Here is a 15,541-nt window from a genome sequence, read left to right as displayed (position 1 = left end):
GGATCAATCAGTGGCTGCGACACAGTTGAGGGCGGGCTACCAGCCCGCCGTCAACACTTCGAGACAGAACCTAGTCGCCGGGTGGGTGGATGCCGCCGCCGTGGTAGCGGGTGGCGGCGTTCCAGAGGAAGAAGCTGTCTATGCCCGCGTCTCGGGTGGCGGCGATCTGGGCGGCGATCTCGGCGTCGGAGTAGGTGACGCCGAGGCTGAAGTCCTGGAGCCAGGGGATGACGGCGGCGCCGGTGCCCGTGACGGCGGATTGGAAGTCGCGCAGGGAGCGCAGGACGATGTCGTAGGGCTGGGCGTTGGGGTCGGCGACGCCGTATTCGCCGGAGTTCCAGTGCGAGGGGTAGATCATGGGGGCCACGTAGTCGACGCTGCGGGCGATCAGGGGGATGTCCTGGGCGATCTGGTCGGGGCGGGTCGCGGCGATGCCGTAGACGGCGGCGCCCAGGTGCGCGCCCGCGCTGTGCACGGGGTAGCGGCTCTGGGCCAGAAAGTCGGCGACCGCGGTGGTGGGGGTGCCGGTGAGACCGGCGAAACGCATGCTCGACAGGCTGCCGTCGGGGCGGCGCACGTAGTCGTACATGATGCCGTCGAAGCCGAGCTCGGCCCCTTCGACCGCGAGATCGATGTTGTAGCGGCGTACTTCGTCATTGGCGACATTGGTGAAGGCGATCGGGCCGTAGTGGCTGGAATAGGGCTGCCCGGAGGGGTTCTGGATCACCCAGTCGGGCCTCCCGTGGTGCCAGGCCCACGCGGCCACCGTCGGGTCGCGGAAGGCGACGATGCGCCCGACGACCCGCAGGCCCAGGTCGTGCAGCTGTTTCAGCGCCGAGGGCGCGTCGTAGATCGCGGCGACCGCGCCGGATTCGCGGGCCAGCGGCACCTGCGAGTCGTAGCCGACGACGCCGTCCTCGTCCTTGATGTCGAGTTGCACCGTGTCGATGCGGCCCTGCCTGGCCAGGTCGAGCACGGCCTCGCGCAGGCCCTCGTGCGACCAGGCGTGCGCGGTGACGTGCACCGCCCGCGTGCGCGGCAGCGTCGTCGCGGTGACGACGGTGCTACGGCTCTCGTTGCCCGCCGCGTCCACCGCGACGACCTTGAGCGCGGGCGCCCACGGCACCGAGAGTTCGAAGGCGCCGTCGGGTCCGGGCGTGGCCGTCACGTCACCGACCGAGACCCGTTGCGCGTCGGAGGCGGTGCCGCGCACCACGACCGGCGCGCGATAGGACCCCGGCTCGGCGGGCGCGATCTGCAGCATCGGTGCCACGGCGTCGGCGGCGGGCATCCCCGCCGATCTGCTCAGGGCGAATCCGGCCACCAGCGCCACCACCACCGCCGCGAGCACGGCACCGCAGGCGATCGTCGCCCCGCGCCGTCGAGTGACCGATCCGAGCCGCATTCCCAACGCCCACACCGCCTTCCGATCCCGTGTGTCAGGCCACTATCCCGTAGTCCTGGCGCGTGCCGACGGATATTCGAAGATCACGGAAAAACCTCCGCCGCCCCGTAACATTGCGCCGATGGCGGGTGGTTCGACGACCGTACTCCGAGTTCTGTTGCTGCTCGCGGCGACACTCACAGCGTGCACCGCACCGAATTCCGCAGCGCCCCCACCGCCACCGATCGCGCCCCCACCCGCGACGACGACACCGCCCGATCCCGCCGCGGTCGCCGCCAACGAACTGGGGCTGGTCCCGGTGCTCATGTATCACCAGATCACCCCGCATCCGGCGGGCGAGTACGACCAGACCCCCGCCGAGTTCCGCGACGAGCTGGAACGCCTCCACCGCGAGAACTACCGCCCGGTCACCGCCGCGCAGTACGTTTCCGGCGATCTCGACCTGCCCGCCGGAACCCACCCGGTGGTCCTCACCTTCGACGACTCCACCGACAGCCAACTCGCCTTCACCGACACCGGCGCGGTCGCCCCCGACAGCGCGGCGGGCATCCTCGCCGAATTCGCCACGCGCTACCCGGATTTCCGTCCGGTCGCCACCTTCTACGTCAACAACGACCCCTTCGGCGGCGACCCGCGCGCCCTGCCCTGGCTGGTCGCCCACGGACACGAGATCGGCGCGCACACCGCCGATCACGCGAACCTGGCGAGTCTCGACGCCGAGGGCGTGCAACGTCAGTTCGCGCGGAATGTGCGCGCGGTGCACCAGGCCGCGCCGTCGGTCACCGTCCGGACCATGGCCCTGCCGCTGGGTATCCACCCCCGCGACCACGCCCTGACCCGCGCGGGCAGCTGGGACGGCACGTCCTACGCCTTCGACGCGGTCATGCTGGTCGGCGCGAACCCGGCCCCCGCCCCCTACGGCGCCATCGACCCCGGCGGCGTGCCGCGCATCCGTTCGGGCCGCGGCGCGGTCCCGTTCGACTCGGCCTACTGGCTGGACTGGCTGGCCGCCCACCCCGAGCAGCGCTACACCGCCGACGGCGATCCCGCCCGCGTCTCGTTCCCCCGCCAGCTCGCCGGAGACCTGAACGCCCGCTGGTCGGCCCCGGCCAACCCGTACTGAGCTCAGACCTCCGGGGCGAAGGCGAAGATCTCGCCGAGGCGGGTGGCCACGACGACCTCGCCCTCGGGGCCGATGGACGGGCCGTTGACGGTGCCGGTGGCGTCGGGGAGGTGATCGGAGTCGAGGGTTTCGCCGGTGGCGGTGTCGAAGGTGATGAGGTTGAGGCCCGCGCCGATCGCGGCGACGGTGTAGCCGACGCCGCCGGTGGTGAGGGCGGGGGTGCCGCGCAGGGCGAGATCCTTGCGTTCCCAGGCGAGTTCGACGGCCTCGCCGGTGTCGCGCAGGGCGGTCAGGTGGCCGTCGTCGCCCGCGGGAACGATCAGATCGCCGACCACGGAGATGCCGCCGCGCGGGTTCCAGCCCAGCGCGTGGGTCCAGCGGGTGCTGCCGTCCTCGGCGTTCACCGCGATCAGCCGACCGCTGTTGTCCCCGACGTAGACGGTGTCGCCGTCGGCGGAGAGGGTGGGGCTGGTGGCGCTGCCGCCGGTGAGCATCTCCGCGTTCCAGTCCTGGGTCACCTTGCCGTCGGCGTAGCGCAGGGCGCGCAGCGACGCGGCGGCCTTGCCGGGCTCCCACACGGTGACGTAGAAGCGGCCGGTGGACGGGTCGACGGCGGTGGTGTTGGCGACCGCGCAGCGCGGGCCGCCGGTCTCGCAGTCGTCGAGGCCGTCGCCGGAGGCGGGCCTGGTCAGGCCGGGGAACTGCAGGAAGTCGGGCTCGCCGAGCAGTTGCAGGGTCGGCACCTCGCGACCGCCGGTCTGCCGGTTCAGCACGTCGACCTGGCCGGACTGGGTGATCGTGAGCACCTTGCTGTCGCCGGTGAACTGGATCGCCACCGGCACCCCGGCCACCGGCGTGCGCCAGCGCGGCTGACCCAGGTAGTTGAACGAGTTCACCGCGCCGTCGTCACCGACATAGACATTGCTCACCCCGTCGACCACGGTCGGCGCCTGGATCGTCGAGGGTCCGAGCTGATTGCAGAAGCGTTTGCGACCGGTGCGCATCTGGAAGGAGAAGACCGCGCAGTTGGCGGTGCTCGTGGTGACGAACATCTGTCCCTCGGGACCGATGGTCAACGGCTGGGCGATGGGCCCGCCGACCGGCCGCGACCACCTCAGCACCACCGCCTTCGCCCCGTCGAGGGGGCTGGCCCCCGCATTGGCGGCCGCGTGATGCACTGCGGGCCAGCCTTTTCCGGCGCCGACGGTGATGTCGTCCACATCCGTGCCACATCCGGCCAGCGCCACCACTCCGGCGGCAGCGAGCGAGGCAACGACGCGAGTCCGGGTTCGCACCTGCTGATCTCCCTGGGTAATCGGGGTAGGGCACTGTTGGTGTGCGCTGACGAAAGTACTCTGTTTACCCGATGACCGAATCCCCGGGTGGCAGGCCCGGCGGATCACGACGGGAGAGTACTTCGTGACGAGCATGTGGGGCGCCCCGCTGAGCGCACGCTGGCGTGGATCGCGCCGCCGGGATCCGCAGCAGGCGCGATTCCTGACCAGGGACTCGCTGCGCTGGGTGCTCACCAACGGCGCCTACACCCCGTGGTACCTGGTGCGCTACTACCGGCTGGCCAAGTTCCGCCTGGCCAACCCGCACATCGTGCTGCGCGGCATGGTGTTCCTCGGGCGCAATGTGGAGATCCACGCGACCCCCGGCTTCGCCCGCATGGAGATCGGCCGCTGGGTGCACATCGGCGACGGCAACGCCATCCGCTGCCACGAGGGCTCGCTGCGCATCGGCGACAAGGTGGTCTTCGGCAAGGACAACGTCGTCAACACCTACCTCGACATCGAGATCGGCGAGTCCACCCTGGTCGCCGACTGGTGCTACATCTGCGACTTCGACCACAAGATGGACGACATCACCCTGCCCATCAAGGACCAGGGCATCGTCAAGAGCCCCGTGCGCATCGGCCCGGACACCTGGATCGCCGCCAAGGTGACGGTGCTGCGCGACACCCGCGTGGGTCGCGGCTGTGTGCTCGGCGCCCACGCCGTGGTGCGCGGGGACGTGCCCGACTACAGCATCGCCGTCGGCGCGCCCGCCAAGGTGGTCAAGAACCGCAAGGTCGCCTGGGACGCCACCGCCGAGGAACGCGCCGCCTACCTGGCCGCCCTGGCCGATATCGAGCGCAAGAAGAACGCCGCCGCCGAGGCCTGATCCGGCACGGGCCGACGGTGCTGGAGTCTGTCGGTGGGCGTGGGTAGCGTCGCCGGCGTGGAGAGCTATGCGGCGCTGCTGCGGGGGATCATGCCCGCCAACCCCAACATGAAGAACGAGAAGTTGCGCGGGGTGTTCGAGGGGCTCGGTTTCGACCGGGTCGCCTCGGTGCTCAGCAGCGGCAACATCGTCTTCCGCACCGCCGACGACCCCGCCGACCTGGAAGATCGCATCCAGCAGGGCCTGGTCACCGAGCTGGGCATCCCCGGCGGCACCATCGTCCGCAGCCACGCCGCCCTGCGCGCCCTGCTCGACCGCGACCCGTTCGAGGGTCTGCCCCACGAACGCGGCTCCTACCTCACCGTCACCTTCTTCAAGCACGAGATGCGCGAGGCCGACACCACCGCCTTCCCCGATGACCCCCTCACCCGCGTCATCGGCTACGACGCCGAGGCCCGCGCCTTCCTCACCGTCATCGACAACAGCACCGGCGCCACCCCCGACTTCATGGCCCGCCTGGACAAGACCTACGGCAAGGACATCACCACCCGCACCTGGCTCACGGTGCAACGGGTGGTGAAGAAGATCGAGGGTTAGAGCCCGCCCAGGGCGATGCGGGCCTGGTCGACTTCGGCGCGCAGGGGGTCCTCGGAGGGGTCGTCGGCTTCGGGTGGGGCGGGGTCGGTCGGGTAGTCGCGGACTTCGGAGTCCACACCGTCGAGGATCCAGGCGAAATCCTCGCCGACCTGTTCGCCGTTGGTGGTGGCGAGGCGGCGGGCGGACCGCCATTCGGTGAGGAAGTCTGCGCGGGTCATCTCCCCGTCGGCGTAGGTTTCCATCAGGGTGAGTTGCTCGGCGACGGCGCTGTCGTAGTCGACATCGGCGGGGGCGTGCCAGACGGTCATCGGGGGCCTTTCGGAGTGTCGTAGTGGGTGGCGAAGGCGATGGCGCGGTCGCGCAGGGCGGTGCGCAGGGTCGGTGGGGACAGGGCTTCGGCGGCGGTGCCGAGCTGCCACAGGGCCCATTCGGCGTGCCGGGCGTCCTGGAAGGCGACCTCGAGGCGCAGCAGGCCGTCGGGGGTGGGTTCTTCGGCGAGCACGGCCAGTGCGGTGCCGACGAGTTCCTCGCGGCGCGCGGGGGCGAGCAGGAGTTCGACGGTGAGCTGCGCGCCACCGGCGCGGAAGCGGGTGCTGCGGTCCTGCCAGGCGCGGTCCAGGTCGACGCGGGCAGGGCGCTGGGCCGGTTCCGCCAGTTCCTCGGCGGCATGCACCCGGGCCAGGCGGTAGGTACGGTCCTCGCCGGATCGGGTGGCCAGCAGGTAGCCCTGGTCGCGGACGACAACCAGGCCGATCGGGTCGACGGTGCGCCACCGCGGCGGCTGGTCGACAGCCGCGTAGTGGATGCGCAGCTTGTGACCGGCCAGGACCGCGCGCCGGATCTCGGCCAGGATCGCGACAGGCACCTCCTCGACGACCTGCCTGCGGGCGAGCAGATCCGCCTCGGGTTCGATGAGCAGCCGTTCGGCCACATCGGTTGCGGTGTCGCGATAGCTCTCGGGCAGCGCGTCGACCACCTTGAGCATGGCCGAGGCCAGCGCCGAGCCGAGCCCGAAAGCCTGGGCGCCCCGGCGTGATCCGGCGATCAGCAGGGCCAGGGCCTCGTCGTGGTTGAGGCCGGTGAGTTCGGTGCGGAAACCCGGCAGCAGGGCGAAACCGCCGTGCCTGCCGCGTTCGGTGTAGACGGGCACCCCGGCCGTCGACAGCGCCTCGATATCGCGCAGGACGGTGCGCGTCGACACCTCCAGTTCGGCGGCCAGCTCGGCCGCTGTCAGCCTGCCGCGCCGGCGCAGCAGCAGCACCAGCGCCACCAATCTGTCCGCGCGCACATCGGAAAAACTAGCACCGAATACACGACACAAGATGTCGTGATTCGCTGTGAGGCTTGCTCCCACGACGTCGAGGGACGTCGGTCACCGAATCGAATGGAGCTGATGTGGCAGCGCAACGTACGGCCGTCAACCCTGTGGACTGGTCGCTCGAGCTGGGGTTCAACCAGGGCGAGCTCGTCACCGGGGCGACCCGCACCCTGTACTGCTCGGGACAGACGGCCATGAACGCCGAGGGCAAGCCCGAGCACCCCGACGACCTCGCCGCCCAGCTGGCACTGAGCCTCGACAATGTCGAAGCCGTCCTCACCGAGGCCGGGATGACGCTGACGAACGTCGTCCGTCTCAACGTCTACACCACCGACGTCGACCTGCTCTTCCAGCACTACGGCGTCCTGGCCGCCCGCCTGGGCGCGGTGGGCGCGGCCCCGTCCACCACCATGCTCGGGGTCACCCGCCTGGCCGTCCCCGGCCAGCTGATCGAACTCGAGGCCACCGCCGTCGACTGATCCCCGCCGCCGCCTCCGCCCACCGGAGGCGGCGCTCAGGCCGCCGATCCGGCCGCGAGATCCGCTCGAGAACAGACCACTTCGCTTCCTCGACGCGGTGGGGCGCGGCGGTTCTAGACTCGGTCCTCGTCGCGCATCAGCGAGTGAGAGAAGTAGGCGATGACCGATTCCGGGTACCAGACACCGCACCCATCCACAGCTTCGCGGAACGGACTCGTCGCGCGCGCGAACGAGCAGCCGAGCCTCGCCAGGTGGGGCGGAGGTGTCGCGATCGCGAGTGGCGCACTCGCGTTCGTGACGATCACCGCTCCGTGGGTCGATATCATCGCCGGGTCCCTGTCCCTGGGCGATCTCGCCGACCCCGCGGTCGGCTTCACGTCCAGAGGAACCGCGGTGGCGGCGGTGGTGCTCTACCTGCTGGGCGGGGTAATCGGCCTCGCTTCCGGCGTCGTCGGCGTGGCGGCGGTCAAGCGGACCGTGCTCACCGCCGCGACGGTTGGCGTCTTCGTGTCCGGACTGCTCAGCGGTTCGGCCACGGTGACCGGATGGTCGATGATCGACCGCCTGACGCCGGACCATGCCATGAATGGGCCGCTGCTGGGCGGGTTCGTCACCCTCGCCACGCTGGCCGCTGGAGCGCTGTTGCTGGTCGGGCGTGGGGTGGCCGCGCCGAGGACCTGATCGTCGCTGACCACAGGTGAGGCGGTGTCGTCAGGGACGTGCACCGCTGGCTGTGCAGAGGAAGACGACGCCCGTGCGGCCGATGCGGGTGATCACCAGGGTGTAAGGGCGGGAGCCGCGGAGTTTGAGCTTCTTGCGGAGGGCGTCGGGGTCGAGGTCGATGCCGCGGACGAGAATCTCGAGGGAGCCGCAGTCGCGGCGGGACAGTTCCTGGCGGAGGGTCTTCTCGCGGAGTTCGAAGCGGTCTTCGATGTGGAAGCCGCGGACGCCGGGTGGGACGGTGTCGCCGGTGAGGTAGGCGATCTGTGGGTCCAGTTGCCAGAGGCCGTGTTTCGCGGCGTAGTGACGGACCAGGCCCGCACGCACGATCGCGCCGTCGGGGTCGATGATCCAGTCGCCGGGAGCACGGTCGGGGATGTCGTCGGGGTCGGCGTCGGTGAGAGTGGTCGCGCCGCCCCGGGAGTCGAGGACGGTGGCGCGGCGGGTGACACCCGGTTCGGCCAGTCCAGGCGACCACAGGCACGCTTCGCGCACCGACCCGTCGAGGGAGACGACCTCGATCTCTCCGGACCAGCCGAGCCGGTCGAAATCCAGTCCGGGCGCGGACTTCACGGCGATATCGCGGCCGGCGTAGGCGGCGAGGAGATCGGGCAGCGGGGGCTGGAGTTTGGCCGGATCGTAGGTGCGGCGGCCATCGGCGCGCCGAGCCGGATCGGCGATGATCACGGTGTCGCGGGAGGTCGGGGTGAGCGCGTCGGCCCTGGCCAGCACGATGGTCCCGTGGCGGTACACGGCGCCGCACACGGCATCGGGCGCGGGGTCGTCGTCGGCAGCGACGGCGCCGGGCACCGCATCGGGATGGTCGTCGGCAGCGAGGGCGCCGGGCACGGAGCCAGCCGAGGCGCGGGCAGCGGTGGACACGCGCGGGTCCGGCGAGTCGGCCGGAGAACCAGGGGCGAGGCCGTGCGGCAGCCCGCCGGGATCGGCCGCCAGCACCGGCGCGACACCGAGATTGTGGGCGGCGATGGCGAGGCGGATCTCGTCGAGATCGCTGCCGATGACATTCGGGCAGGTCCGCGCCAATTCGGCCAGTTCCGCACCGATCGAGCAGGTGACATCATGCACCGCGCGACCGGCCAGCCGCTGCGCCCGATGCCGGGCGACCAGCGCGGGCGTGGCCTGCTGCAACGCGTCGTCGGTGAACAACCACCCGGCCGAATCGGGCAGCTTCCCCGCGGCCTTGCGCCGCAACCGCACCGTCTCGATGAGGGCGGCGGTGTGGTCGCCGTGGGTGCGGCGCACCTGCTCGATATCGCGCAGGTGCGTCGCGGGGGTCAGCTCCAGCCGGTCGACCTCGGCCAGCGCGGCACGACCTGCCGCGCCGCCGAGAAAGGCGATGTCGTCGCGGCCGAAGCGGTACCCCACCTACTTCTGCGCGGCGCCCGGCTTCACGCCGGTGATCATCGCGTTGTAGAAGAACTCGCGGGGCACGACCTTGCGCAGCACGTTCTCGTCGAGCCAGCTCAGGCCCAGCCAGGCGCGGTACTGCGCCATGCGGTAGCCGATGGTGAGCTTCTCGTCGGGCACGGCGGCCTCGAAGGTGCGCACCGGCCAGCCCCACAGGGCGGCGGCGAATTCCTCGGTGGTGGCCTTGACGTCCACGGCACCGGCCGACTTCGCCATCTTCTCCAGATCGCTGGGATCGAAGGTGTGCAGGTCGACGACGGCCTCGAGCGCGGCGGCGCGCGAGGACTCGTCCAGCTCGGTCTGTGGACGGCGCCAGCCGGACAGGAACGGCAGCTTGGTGACCTCGGTGGTCACCTTCCAGGTGACCTGGCCCAGCTTGCGGGCGTAGAAATTGCCGACGGTGGTCGGTTCACCGGCGAAGACGAAACGGCCGCCCGGCTTGAGCACGCGCAGGCACTCCTTGAGCGCCAGCTCCACGTCGGGGATGTGATGCAGCACAGCGTGGCCGCACACCAGGTCGAAGGTGTCGTCGTCGTAGGGGATGGTCTCGGCGTCGGCGACGCGGCCGTCCACGTCCAGGCCGAGGTTCTCGGCGTTGCGCAGCGCCACCTTGACCATGCCGGGCGAGAGGTCGGTGACCGAACCCGACTTCGCCACGCCGCCCTGCATGAGGTTCAGCAGGAAGAAGCCGGTGCCGCAGCCGAGCTCGAGCGCCCGCTCGTAGGGCAGCGGCGCGTCGCCCACGGCGAGGTCGAACCGGCCGCGCGCGTACGCGATACAGCGCTCGTCATAGGAGATCGACCACTTGTCGTCATAGGTCTCCGCTTCCCAGTCGTGATACAGGACCTGGGCGAGCTTGGTGTCCTTCAGCGCTGCTTCGACCTCGGCCTCGGTGGCATGCGGGTTCGGCGCGGGGTCGTCGGGGTGAACCGTCATAACACGACAGCGTAATAGGAGACCCTCAGCACGTGGTGGGCGGTCTTGTTTCCGGCCGTTCCACCTGGTCGAACGACCGGGACCGCGCTCAATGTCCGGTGAAAACGGCGCTGTCGGGGCCCTCGGCGGCGAAGGCGCGGGTGCCGGTGCGGGCGTCGTCGGTGTCGAACAGGGCCGACCATTCGGTGACCGCGGCGGAGTGGCCGTGCGGGCCCGCCTCGAAGACCGCCTTGGCGGCCGCGAGGGCGCGGGGAGCGGCGGTGACGAACTGCTCGGCCCAGCGGCGGGCGGCGGAGAGCACGTCGTCGGGGGCCACGACCTCGTCGACCAGGCCGAGCGCGGCGGCTTCCTCGGCGTCGACGAAACGGCCGGTGTAGACGAGGTCCTTCGCGCGGCTCGCGCCGATCAGCTGGGTGAGTCGGCGGATGCCCGACAGTGGGATCAGGCCCGCCTTGATCTGCGGCAGCCCGAGCTTGACGTTGTCGCCGATGATCCGGTGGTCGGCGCCCAGCGCCAGCTCCAGCCCGGCACCGAGGCAGTAGCCGGTGATCGCGGCGACGGTGGGCTGCGGCACCCGGGTCAGGCAGCCCAGCGCGCGCTGCAGATCGGCGGCCATGGCGGCGGCCTGGCCGGAGTCGAGCTCGGCGAGTTCGCGCATCTCGTCGCCCGCGCTGAAGACCCGCTCGTCACCGGAGACGATGAGCGCGGCCACCCCGGGGTGCCCGGCGACGGTCGCCGCGGCGGCGGCCACCTCCCTGGCCAGCTGGGCGTCGACGAGGTTCAGCGGCGGACGATCGATGCGCAGCAGCGCGACGCCGCGAGCGGACGGCTCGGCGGGCAGCTCGAGGGTGACGAATTCGGCCATGCCGTCAACCTACCGGCCGCCCAGTGCACCCAGCTGCGGCAGCTCCGCGAAATACCGGCCGTTGTCGGGGAAGTCGGTGAGCGGCGGACCGTCGCCGGTGGGCGTGTAGGTGGGCATGATCGGGGTGATCGGCCGCTCGGCGGCGAGCACGGCGGCGGTGTCGGCGAATCCGCACAGCGCGTCGAGCTGCGACCAGGTGGGCGGCAGCAGCACGTGCTGGCCCGCCTTCCAGCTCGCCAGCGCGTCGCGCGGGCTCGCCCAGGCCACCCGGGCGGCCTCGGAGGTGGCCCCGTCGGCGCTCTGGCCCTGCGGCAGCACGGCGACGAAGAACCGAGTGTCGTAGCGGCGCGGTTCGGCCACCGGCGTGATCCAGTTGGACCACGGACGCAGCAGGTCGGCGCGCAGCACGAGTCCCTCGGCCGCCAGGAACTCGGCCAGCGAGAGTTCGCGGCGCTCGAGCCTGCCGCGGGCCTCGCGATAGTGGGTGGGATCGTCGACGACGGTCTGCGCGGTCGGGCCCGCCAGCAGCACGCCGCATTCCTCGAACGTCTCGCGCACAGCGGCGGCGACCAGCGCCTGCGCGCTCGGTTCGTCGATGCCGAAGCGCTGGGCCCACCAGTCCGGGCCGGGACCGGCCCAGGCGATGTCGGCGGTGGCGTCGGTGCGGTCGACCCCGCCGCCGGGGAACACGGTCATCCCGCCCGCGAAGGCCATGCCCTTGACCCGCTGCTGCAGGAACACCTCGAGGCTCGCGTCGCCGTCGCGCACCAGAATCACCGTCGACGCGTCCCGCACGGGCACCCCGGACTCACTCATACCGTTCCTCTCCGCCTGCGCTGCCCGGCGACCACAGCCGCCCGGAGGCGGCCCGGACGCGCCGAACGCGCTCGGGCCGGTGCGCCGATGCACCGGCCTGCCAGCACCCTAACGCCCGCTTGGTTCGCGAGGGAAACGATGCCGCCGCTGAGTGGGAACCGTGCTCAGGCCCGGCGGTGCTGTCCCGCGCGCCGCGCCCGGCGGGCGAACCAGCGCCCGTCGACCCGATCCAGCGCGATGGACTGGCTGAAGGCGGCGCTGAGGTTGGCGGCGGTCACGACGTCCTCGAGCAGGCCCTGGCTCACCACCTCGCCCTCCTTGAGCAGCAGCGCGTGGGTGAAGCCCGGCGGGATCTCCTCCACGTGGTGGGTCACCAGGACCATGGCGGGCGCGTCGGGGTCGGCGGCCAGATTGCCCAGCCGTTCGACGAGTTCCTCGCGACCACCCAGGTCCAGGCCCGCGGCGGGTTCGTCGAGCAGCAGCAGTTCCGGGTCGGTCATCAGGGCCCGCGCGATCAGCACGCGCTTGCGCTCACCCTCGGACAGGGTGCCGTAGGTGCGGTCGGAAAGGTGTTCGGCGCCCAGGGTTTCCAGCATGTCAACCGCGCGTTCGGTGTCGATGCTGTCGTAGCGCTCGCGCCAGCGGCCCAGCACCGCGTACCCGGCCGAGACCACCAGGTCGCTGACCTTCTCGTCCACCGGGATGCGGCTGGCCACCGCCGCCGAGGACAGGCCGATGCGCGGGCGCAGTTCGGTGACGTCGACGCGACCGAGCGTCTCCCCCAACAGGTTCGCCGCGCCGGAGGTCGGGTGGATCTCGGCGGCGGCCATTCTCAGCAGCGAGGTCTTGCCCGCCCCGTTGGGGCCGAGCACCACCCAGCGTTCGTCGAGCTCGACCTGCCAGGTCACCGGGCCGACGAGCGTTCGGCCCGCGCGACGGATGGTGACGTCGGAGAAGTCGATGAGCAGATCAGGATCGGGATCGGGTTGCGACACGCGCTCCATCTTGGCCCACCCGACCGCTTTGCGGAACGACCGGCCCGGATCGGATGCGCGCGGCCGGGTCACACGGTGCGCGGAGCCCGCCACGCGCGTGTCGGCCGGATCAACGCCCGGCGGGCACCGCGATCACCGTCATCGAACCCGGTGCCACTTCGGTGAATCCGGCGTCGCGCACGGCCACCGCGCGGCCCGCCGCCACCTCGGCGGTCAGCCGGGCCCACCGCTCGGGATCGGCGTCGCGCACCGCGCAGCGGAACTCGCGCGCGGCCCAGTCCTCGACGACGTCGAGGGGCAGCGCACCGGCCAGCAGCATGCTCGCGTGACCCACCTGCGCCGCGGCCTTGCCCACCGACATCTCCAGCGCCGCGTTCACCCACAGCACCGGCAGCGCGGGGTCGGGCGGGCCGGGCTCGTCGTGTTCGAGATCGGTGCCGCCGATCTGGAGTCTGCGTACGCGCGGGTCGATCGCGCCGACCGGTCCCGGCACGAACGCGCGGGCCTGCGCGCCGTCGACCTCGACGGTCACCCCGTCGACCTCGCCCGCGGCCGCCCACTGCGCGCCCCTGGCCCGTCGCGCGACCTTCCTGATCCGCGAGCGCTTCCACGCCAGGTATCGCGGTTCCCACTCCCCGCCCGGTCCCGAACGCGGGTCCAGGCACACCGCCAGCGCCGAGGCGGCCGCGGCGGCCAGCAGGGCGCTGCGGGCGGGCGGATCGATCTTGGGGATGTGCAGCACCATCTGCATGGCCTGCACCAGCGCCGGGTCCTCGGGGTCGCCCGCGCCGCCGTAGCCGCGGGCGAGTTCGGCGTGCCGGGCCGCGAAGGTGTCGGCGGGGGTGTCCACGGTGCCGGTCGATTCGTCGCTCATCGTCGGATCAGCGTAATCGAACCGGACGGACGCTCACCTCACCTGGACGTCGAGGAAGAAGGCGGGAGCGGGCCGGACCGGCGCCTTGTTGGCCGGGGTGTAGCTGTATTGGAGAGCGGTGGCACCGGGCTGGACGGTGCGATAGCGCCAGACCGTGGCATTGCCGTCGGCCTGGGGACCACCGTCGGGCACCAGGATGCCCGCCTCGAAGTTCACCACCGCCCACTGCTCGGTGGAGTCCGGTGACTGCGGTAACCGCACGTGCAGGCGGCGGCCGACGGGCATCACCACGGTGCCGCCGTTGACCGTCTGGTCGATCAGCACCGGCGGCGCGGGATCGGCGGGTGGGTAGTCCGGCAACACCACCTGGGTGGGCTCGGGATCGTCGCCACCGCAGCCCGCCGTCAGTGCGCCCAGGCCCGCCACGGTGATCAGTACGAACATGGTCCTACGCACCGCAGCCTCCCAGTGACGAACAGTGACGACGACTCGGAACACCTCGTCGTCACTCTACGTCCCGGCAGTCTCGTTTCGGCGTCAGCGACCGAGCAGCGGCACCCGTCGCACGCCACCGTCACGGGCGTCGGCGGCCTCGACCTCGTCACGGGTGACACCGAGGATGAACAGCACCGCGTCCAGATACGGATGCGACAGCGCCGTGTCGGCCACCTCGCGCAGCGCGGGCTTGGCGTTGAACGCCACGCCCAGCCCGGCGGCGTTGAGCATGTCGATGTCGTTGGCGCCGTCACCGACCGCGACGGTCTGTTCCATCGGCACCCCGGCGTCGGCGGCGAACTTGCGCAGCGCGGTGGCCTTGAACGCCCGGTCGACGATCTCGCCGACCACCCGGCCGGTGAGCTTGCCGTCGACGATCTCGAGCGTGTTGGCCTGCACGAAGTCGAGTTCCAGCTCGTGCGCGAGCGGCTCGATGACCTGCCGGAACCCGCCGGAGACGACACCGCAGCGGAACCCGATGCGGCGCAGCGTGCGGATGGTGGTGCGGGCACCGGGGGTCAGCTCGATGCGGTCGGCGACCTCGTCGATCACCGAGGCGTCCAGGCCCTCGAGGGTGGCCACCCGCTGCCGCAGCGATTCGGCGAAGTCGAGTTCGCCGCGCATGGCCGCCTCGGTGACCTCGCGGACCTGTTCCTCGACCCCGGCGTGCGCGGCCAGCATCTCGATGACCTCGCCCTGGATGAGCGTGGAGTCCACGTCGAAGACGATGAGCCGCTTGGCCCGGCGGGCCAATCCCGCGCGTTCCACCGCGATGTCGACCTGTTCGGCGACGGCCACGTCGGCCAGCGCGGTGCGCAGCCGGGAGTCGGTGTCGGCGCCGGTGTCGGTCGCGGTGACCATGAGTTCCATGCCGGTCACCGGGTAGTCGGCGATGCCGCGGATGGTGTCGATATTGGCGCCGAGGGCGGCCAGGATGCGCGAGATGGCGCTGAAGGCGTGCGCGGTGACCGGCGCGCCGAGCACGACCACGGCGTGCGTGGACATCGGCGGCTTGCCGATCTGCGCGTCGACGGAGACGTCGACCTGCATGCCGACAGTGTTCATCGCCTCTTCGAGGTCGTCCTGGAGGGCCTCGGGGTCGTTCGGGCACGACACCAGCACGCCCAGGGTCAGCCGCCCCCGGATGACGACCTGTTCCACGTCGAGCAGGCTCACCTGATGCTTGGACAGCGCCGTCAGTAGGACCGACGTGACGCCGGGCCGGTCCGGGCCGGTGACGGTCACGAGAACTGTGGTGTCGGCCAAGTCGATCTGCTCCGTTCGATTACCCACAAAAAGAGTGTGCACCCGCTGGTCACCCCAG

At 71.2% G+C, this 15,541-nt stretch carries 17 protein-coding genes; 5 read left to right on the top strand and 12 right to left on the bottom strand.

Features of this window, described 5'->3' with window-relative positions:
- Positions 1 to 70 precede the first annotated feature (70 nt).
- Complete coding sequence (locus tag QC180_RS16680) at positions 71 to 1,405, bottom strand: putative glycoside hydrolase (RefSeq protein WP_278263645.1); 1,335 nt, start codon at positions 1,403 to 1,405, stop codon at positions 71 to 73.
- Positions 1,406 to 1,526: 121 nt separating this feature from the next.
- Here QC180_RS16680 and QC180_RS16675 point away from each other — a divergent pair, with 121 nt between their 5' ends.
- Entirely contained in the window at positions 1,527 to 2,528 is a 1,002-nt protein-coding gene (locus QC180_RS16675; RefSeq protein ID WP_278263644.1) for a polysaccharide deacetylase family protein, read from the top strand.
- 2 nt (positions 2,529 to 2,530) lie between these two features.
- Here the strand turns inward: QC180_RS16675 and QC180_RS16670 are convergent, their stop codons facing one another.
- Positions 2,531 to 3,823 carry an outer membrane protein assembly factor BamB family protein gene (locus QC180_RS16670; RefSeq protein ID WP_278263643.1) on the bottom strand — a complete coding sequence of 431 codons (1,293 nt, stop codon included), beginning with the start codon at positions 3,821 to 3,823 and terminating at the stop codon, positions 2,531 to 2,533.
- Between the two features lie 124 nt (positions 3,824 to 3,947).
- Here QC180_RS16670 and QC180_RS16665 point away from each other — a divergent pair, with 124 nt between their 5' ends.
- Both QC180_RS16665 and QC180_RS16660 read left to right on the top strand, forming a co-directional pair.
- Positions 3,948 to 4,694 (top strand): acyltransferase, encoded by a 747-nt coding sequence (locus QC180_RS16665; RefSeq protein ID WP_278263642.1) that lies wholly within the window; start codon positions 3,948 to 3,950, stop codon positions 4,692 to 4,694.
- A 57-nt stretch (positions 4,695 to 4,751) separates the two neighbouring features.
- Entirely contained in the window at positions 4,752 to 5,291 is a 540-nt protein-coding gene (locus QC180_RS16660; RefSeq protein WP_278263641.1) for a DUF1697 domain-containing protein, read from the top strand.
- On the opposite strand, the gene QC180_RS16655 is transcribed toward QC180_RS16660, so the two are convergent.
- Positions 5,288 to 5,599, bottom strand: a complete 312-nt coding sequence (locus tag QC180_RS16655; protein WP_278263640.1) for a hypothetical protein — start codon at positions 5,597 to 5,599, stop codon at positions 5,288 to 5,290. The genes QC180_RS16660 and QC180_RS16655 overlap by 4 nt on opposite strands.
- On the bottom strand, positions 5,596 to 6,579 hold the full coding sequence (locus tag QC180_RS16650; protein WP_278263639.1) for a helix-turn-helix transcriptional regulator: 984 nt from the start codon (positions 6,577 to 6,579) through the stop codon (positions 5,596 to 5,598). The genes QC180_RS16655 and QC180_RS16650 overlap by 4 nt, the downstream gene beginning before the upstream one ends.
- A gap of 107 nt (positions 6,580 to 6,686) precedes the next feature.
- Between QC180_RS16650 and QC180_RS16645 the strand changes: the two genes are divergently transcribed.
- The gene (locus QC180_RS16645; protein WP_278263638.1) at positions 6,687 to 7,088 is read left to right on the top strand and encodes a RidA family protein; all 402 of its coding nucleotides are present in this window, start codon (positions 6,687 to 6,689) and stop codon (positions 7,086 to 7,088) included.
- 159 nt (positions 7,089 to 7,247) lie between these two features.
- Entirely contained in the window at positions 7,248 to 7,769 is a 522-nt protein-coding gene (locus QC180_RS16640) for a hypothetical protein (RefSeq protein WP_278263637.1), read from the top strand.
- 30 nt (positions 7,770 to 7,799) lie between these two features.
- Here QC180_RS16640 and QC180_RS16635 read toward each other — a convergent pair whose 3' ends face one another.
- From QC180_RS16635 to serB, 8 genes are all read right to left on the bottom strand, one after another.
- Complete coding sequence (locus QC180_RS16635) at positions 7,800 to 9,194, bottom strand: THUMP-like domain-containing protein (RefSeq protein ID WP_278263636.1); 1,395 nt, start codon at positions 9,192 to 9,194, stop codon at positions 7,800 to 7,802.
- Positions 9,195 to 10,172 (bottom strand): class I SAM-dependent methyltransferase, encoded by a 978-nt coding sequence (locus QC180_RS16630; protein ID WP_278263635.1) that lies wholly within the window; start codon positions 10,170 to 10,172, stop codon positions 9,195 to 9,197.
- An 88-nt stretch (positions 10,173 to 10,260) separates the two neighbouring features.
- Positions 10,261 to 11,037 (bottom strand): enoyl-CoA hydratase-related protein, encoded by a 777-nt coding sequence (locus QC180_RS16625; protein ID WP_278263634.1) that lies wholly within the window; start codon positions 11,035 to 11,037, stop codon positions 10,261 to 10,263.
- A 9-nt stretch (positions 11,038 to 11,046) separates the two neighbouring features.
- Positions 11,047 to 11,853 (bottom strand): NUDIX hydrolase, encoded by an 807-nt coding sequence (locus QC180_RS16620; RefSeq protein WP_278263633.1) that lies wholly within the window; start codon positions 11,851 to 11,853, stop codon positions 11,047 to 11,049.
- Positions 11,854 to 12,017: 164 nt separating this feature from the next.
- Complete coding sequence (locus tag QC180_RS16615) at positions 12,018 to 12,857, bottom strand: ABC transporter ATP-binding protein (protein WP_278263632.1); 840 nt, start codon at positions 12,855 to 12,857, stop codon at positions 12,018 to 12,020.
- Between the two features lie 100 nt (positions 12,858 to 12,957).
- Positions 12,958 to 13,722, bottom strand: a complete 765-nt coding sequence (locus QC180_RS16610; RefSeq protein WP_278263631.1) for a peptidyl-tRNA hydrolase — start codon at positions 13,720 to 13,722, stop codon at positions 12,958 to 12,960.
- 33 nt (positions 13,723 to 13,755) lie between these two features.
- Entirely contained in the window at positions 13,756 to 14,178 is a 423-nt protein-coding gene (locus QC180_RS16605) for a hypothetical protein (RefSeq protein ID WP_278263630.1), read from the bottom strand.
- Positions 14,179 to 14,259: 81 nt separating this feature from the next.
- A complete protein-coding gene (serB, locus tag QC180_RS16600; RefSeq protein WP_278263685.1) occupies positions 14,260 to 15,489 on the bottom strand; it encodes a phosphoserine phosphatase SerB in 1,230 nt (409 codons plus the stop codon).
- Positions 15,490 to 15,541: the final 52 nt, after the last annotated feature.

Source organism: Nocardia anocheti, from assembly GCF_029675105.1.
GTDB lineage: Bacteria > Actinomycetota > Actinomycetes > Mycobacteriales > Mycobacteriaceae > Nocardia.
Note: the sequence above shows the minus strand (reverse complement) of the source record. Positions and strands in the feature narration are given on the sequence as shown.

Bases quoted from the DNA above. Each gene is read 5' to 3' on its own strand.
- QC180_RS16680 (WP_278263645.1), bottom strand. From the start codon at position 1,405: ATGCGGCTCGGATCGGTCACTCGACGGCGCGGGGCGACGATCGCCTGC.
- QC180_RS16675 (WP_278263644.1), top strand. From the start codon at position 1,527: ATGGCGGGTGGTTCGACGACCGTACTCCGAGTTCTGTTGCTGCTCGCG.
- QC180_RS16655 (WP_278263640.1), bottom strand. From the start codon at position 5,599: ATGACCGTCTGGCACGCCCCCGCCGATGTCGACTACGACAGCGCCGTC.
- QC180_RS16640 (WP_278263637.1), top strand. From the start codon at position 7,248: ATGACCGATTCCGGGTACCAGACACCGCACCCATCCACAGCTTCGCGG.
- QC180_RS16630 (WP_278263635.1), bottom strand. From the start codon at position 10,172: ATGACGGTTCACCCCGACGACCCCGCGCCGAACCCGCATGCCACCGAG.
- QC180_RS16625 (WP_278263634.1), bottom strand. From the start codon at position 11,037: ATGGCCGAATTCGTCACCCTCGAGCTGCCCGCCGAGCCGTCCGCTCGC.
- QC180_RS16620 (WP_278263633.1), bottom strand. From the start codon at position 11,853: ATGAGTGAGTCCGGGGTGCCCGTGCGGGACGCGTCGACGGTGATTCTG.
- QC180_RS16615 (WP_278263632.1), bottom strand. From the start codon at position 12,857: ATGGAGCGCGTGTCGCAACCCGATCCCGATCCTGATCTGCTCATCGAC.
- QC180_RS16610 (WP_278263631.1), bottom strand. From the start codon at position 13,722: ATGAGCGACGAATCGACCGGCACCGTGGACACCCCCGCCGACACCTTC.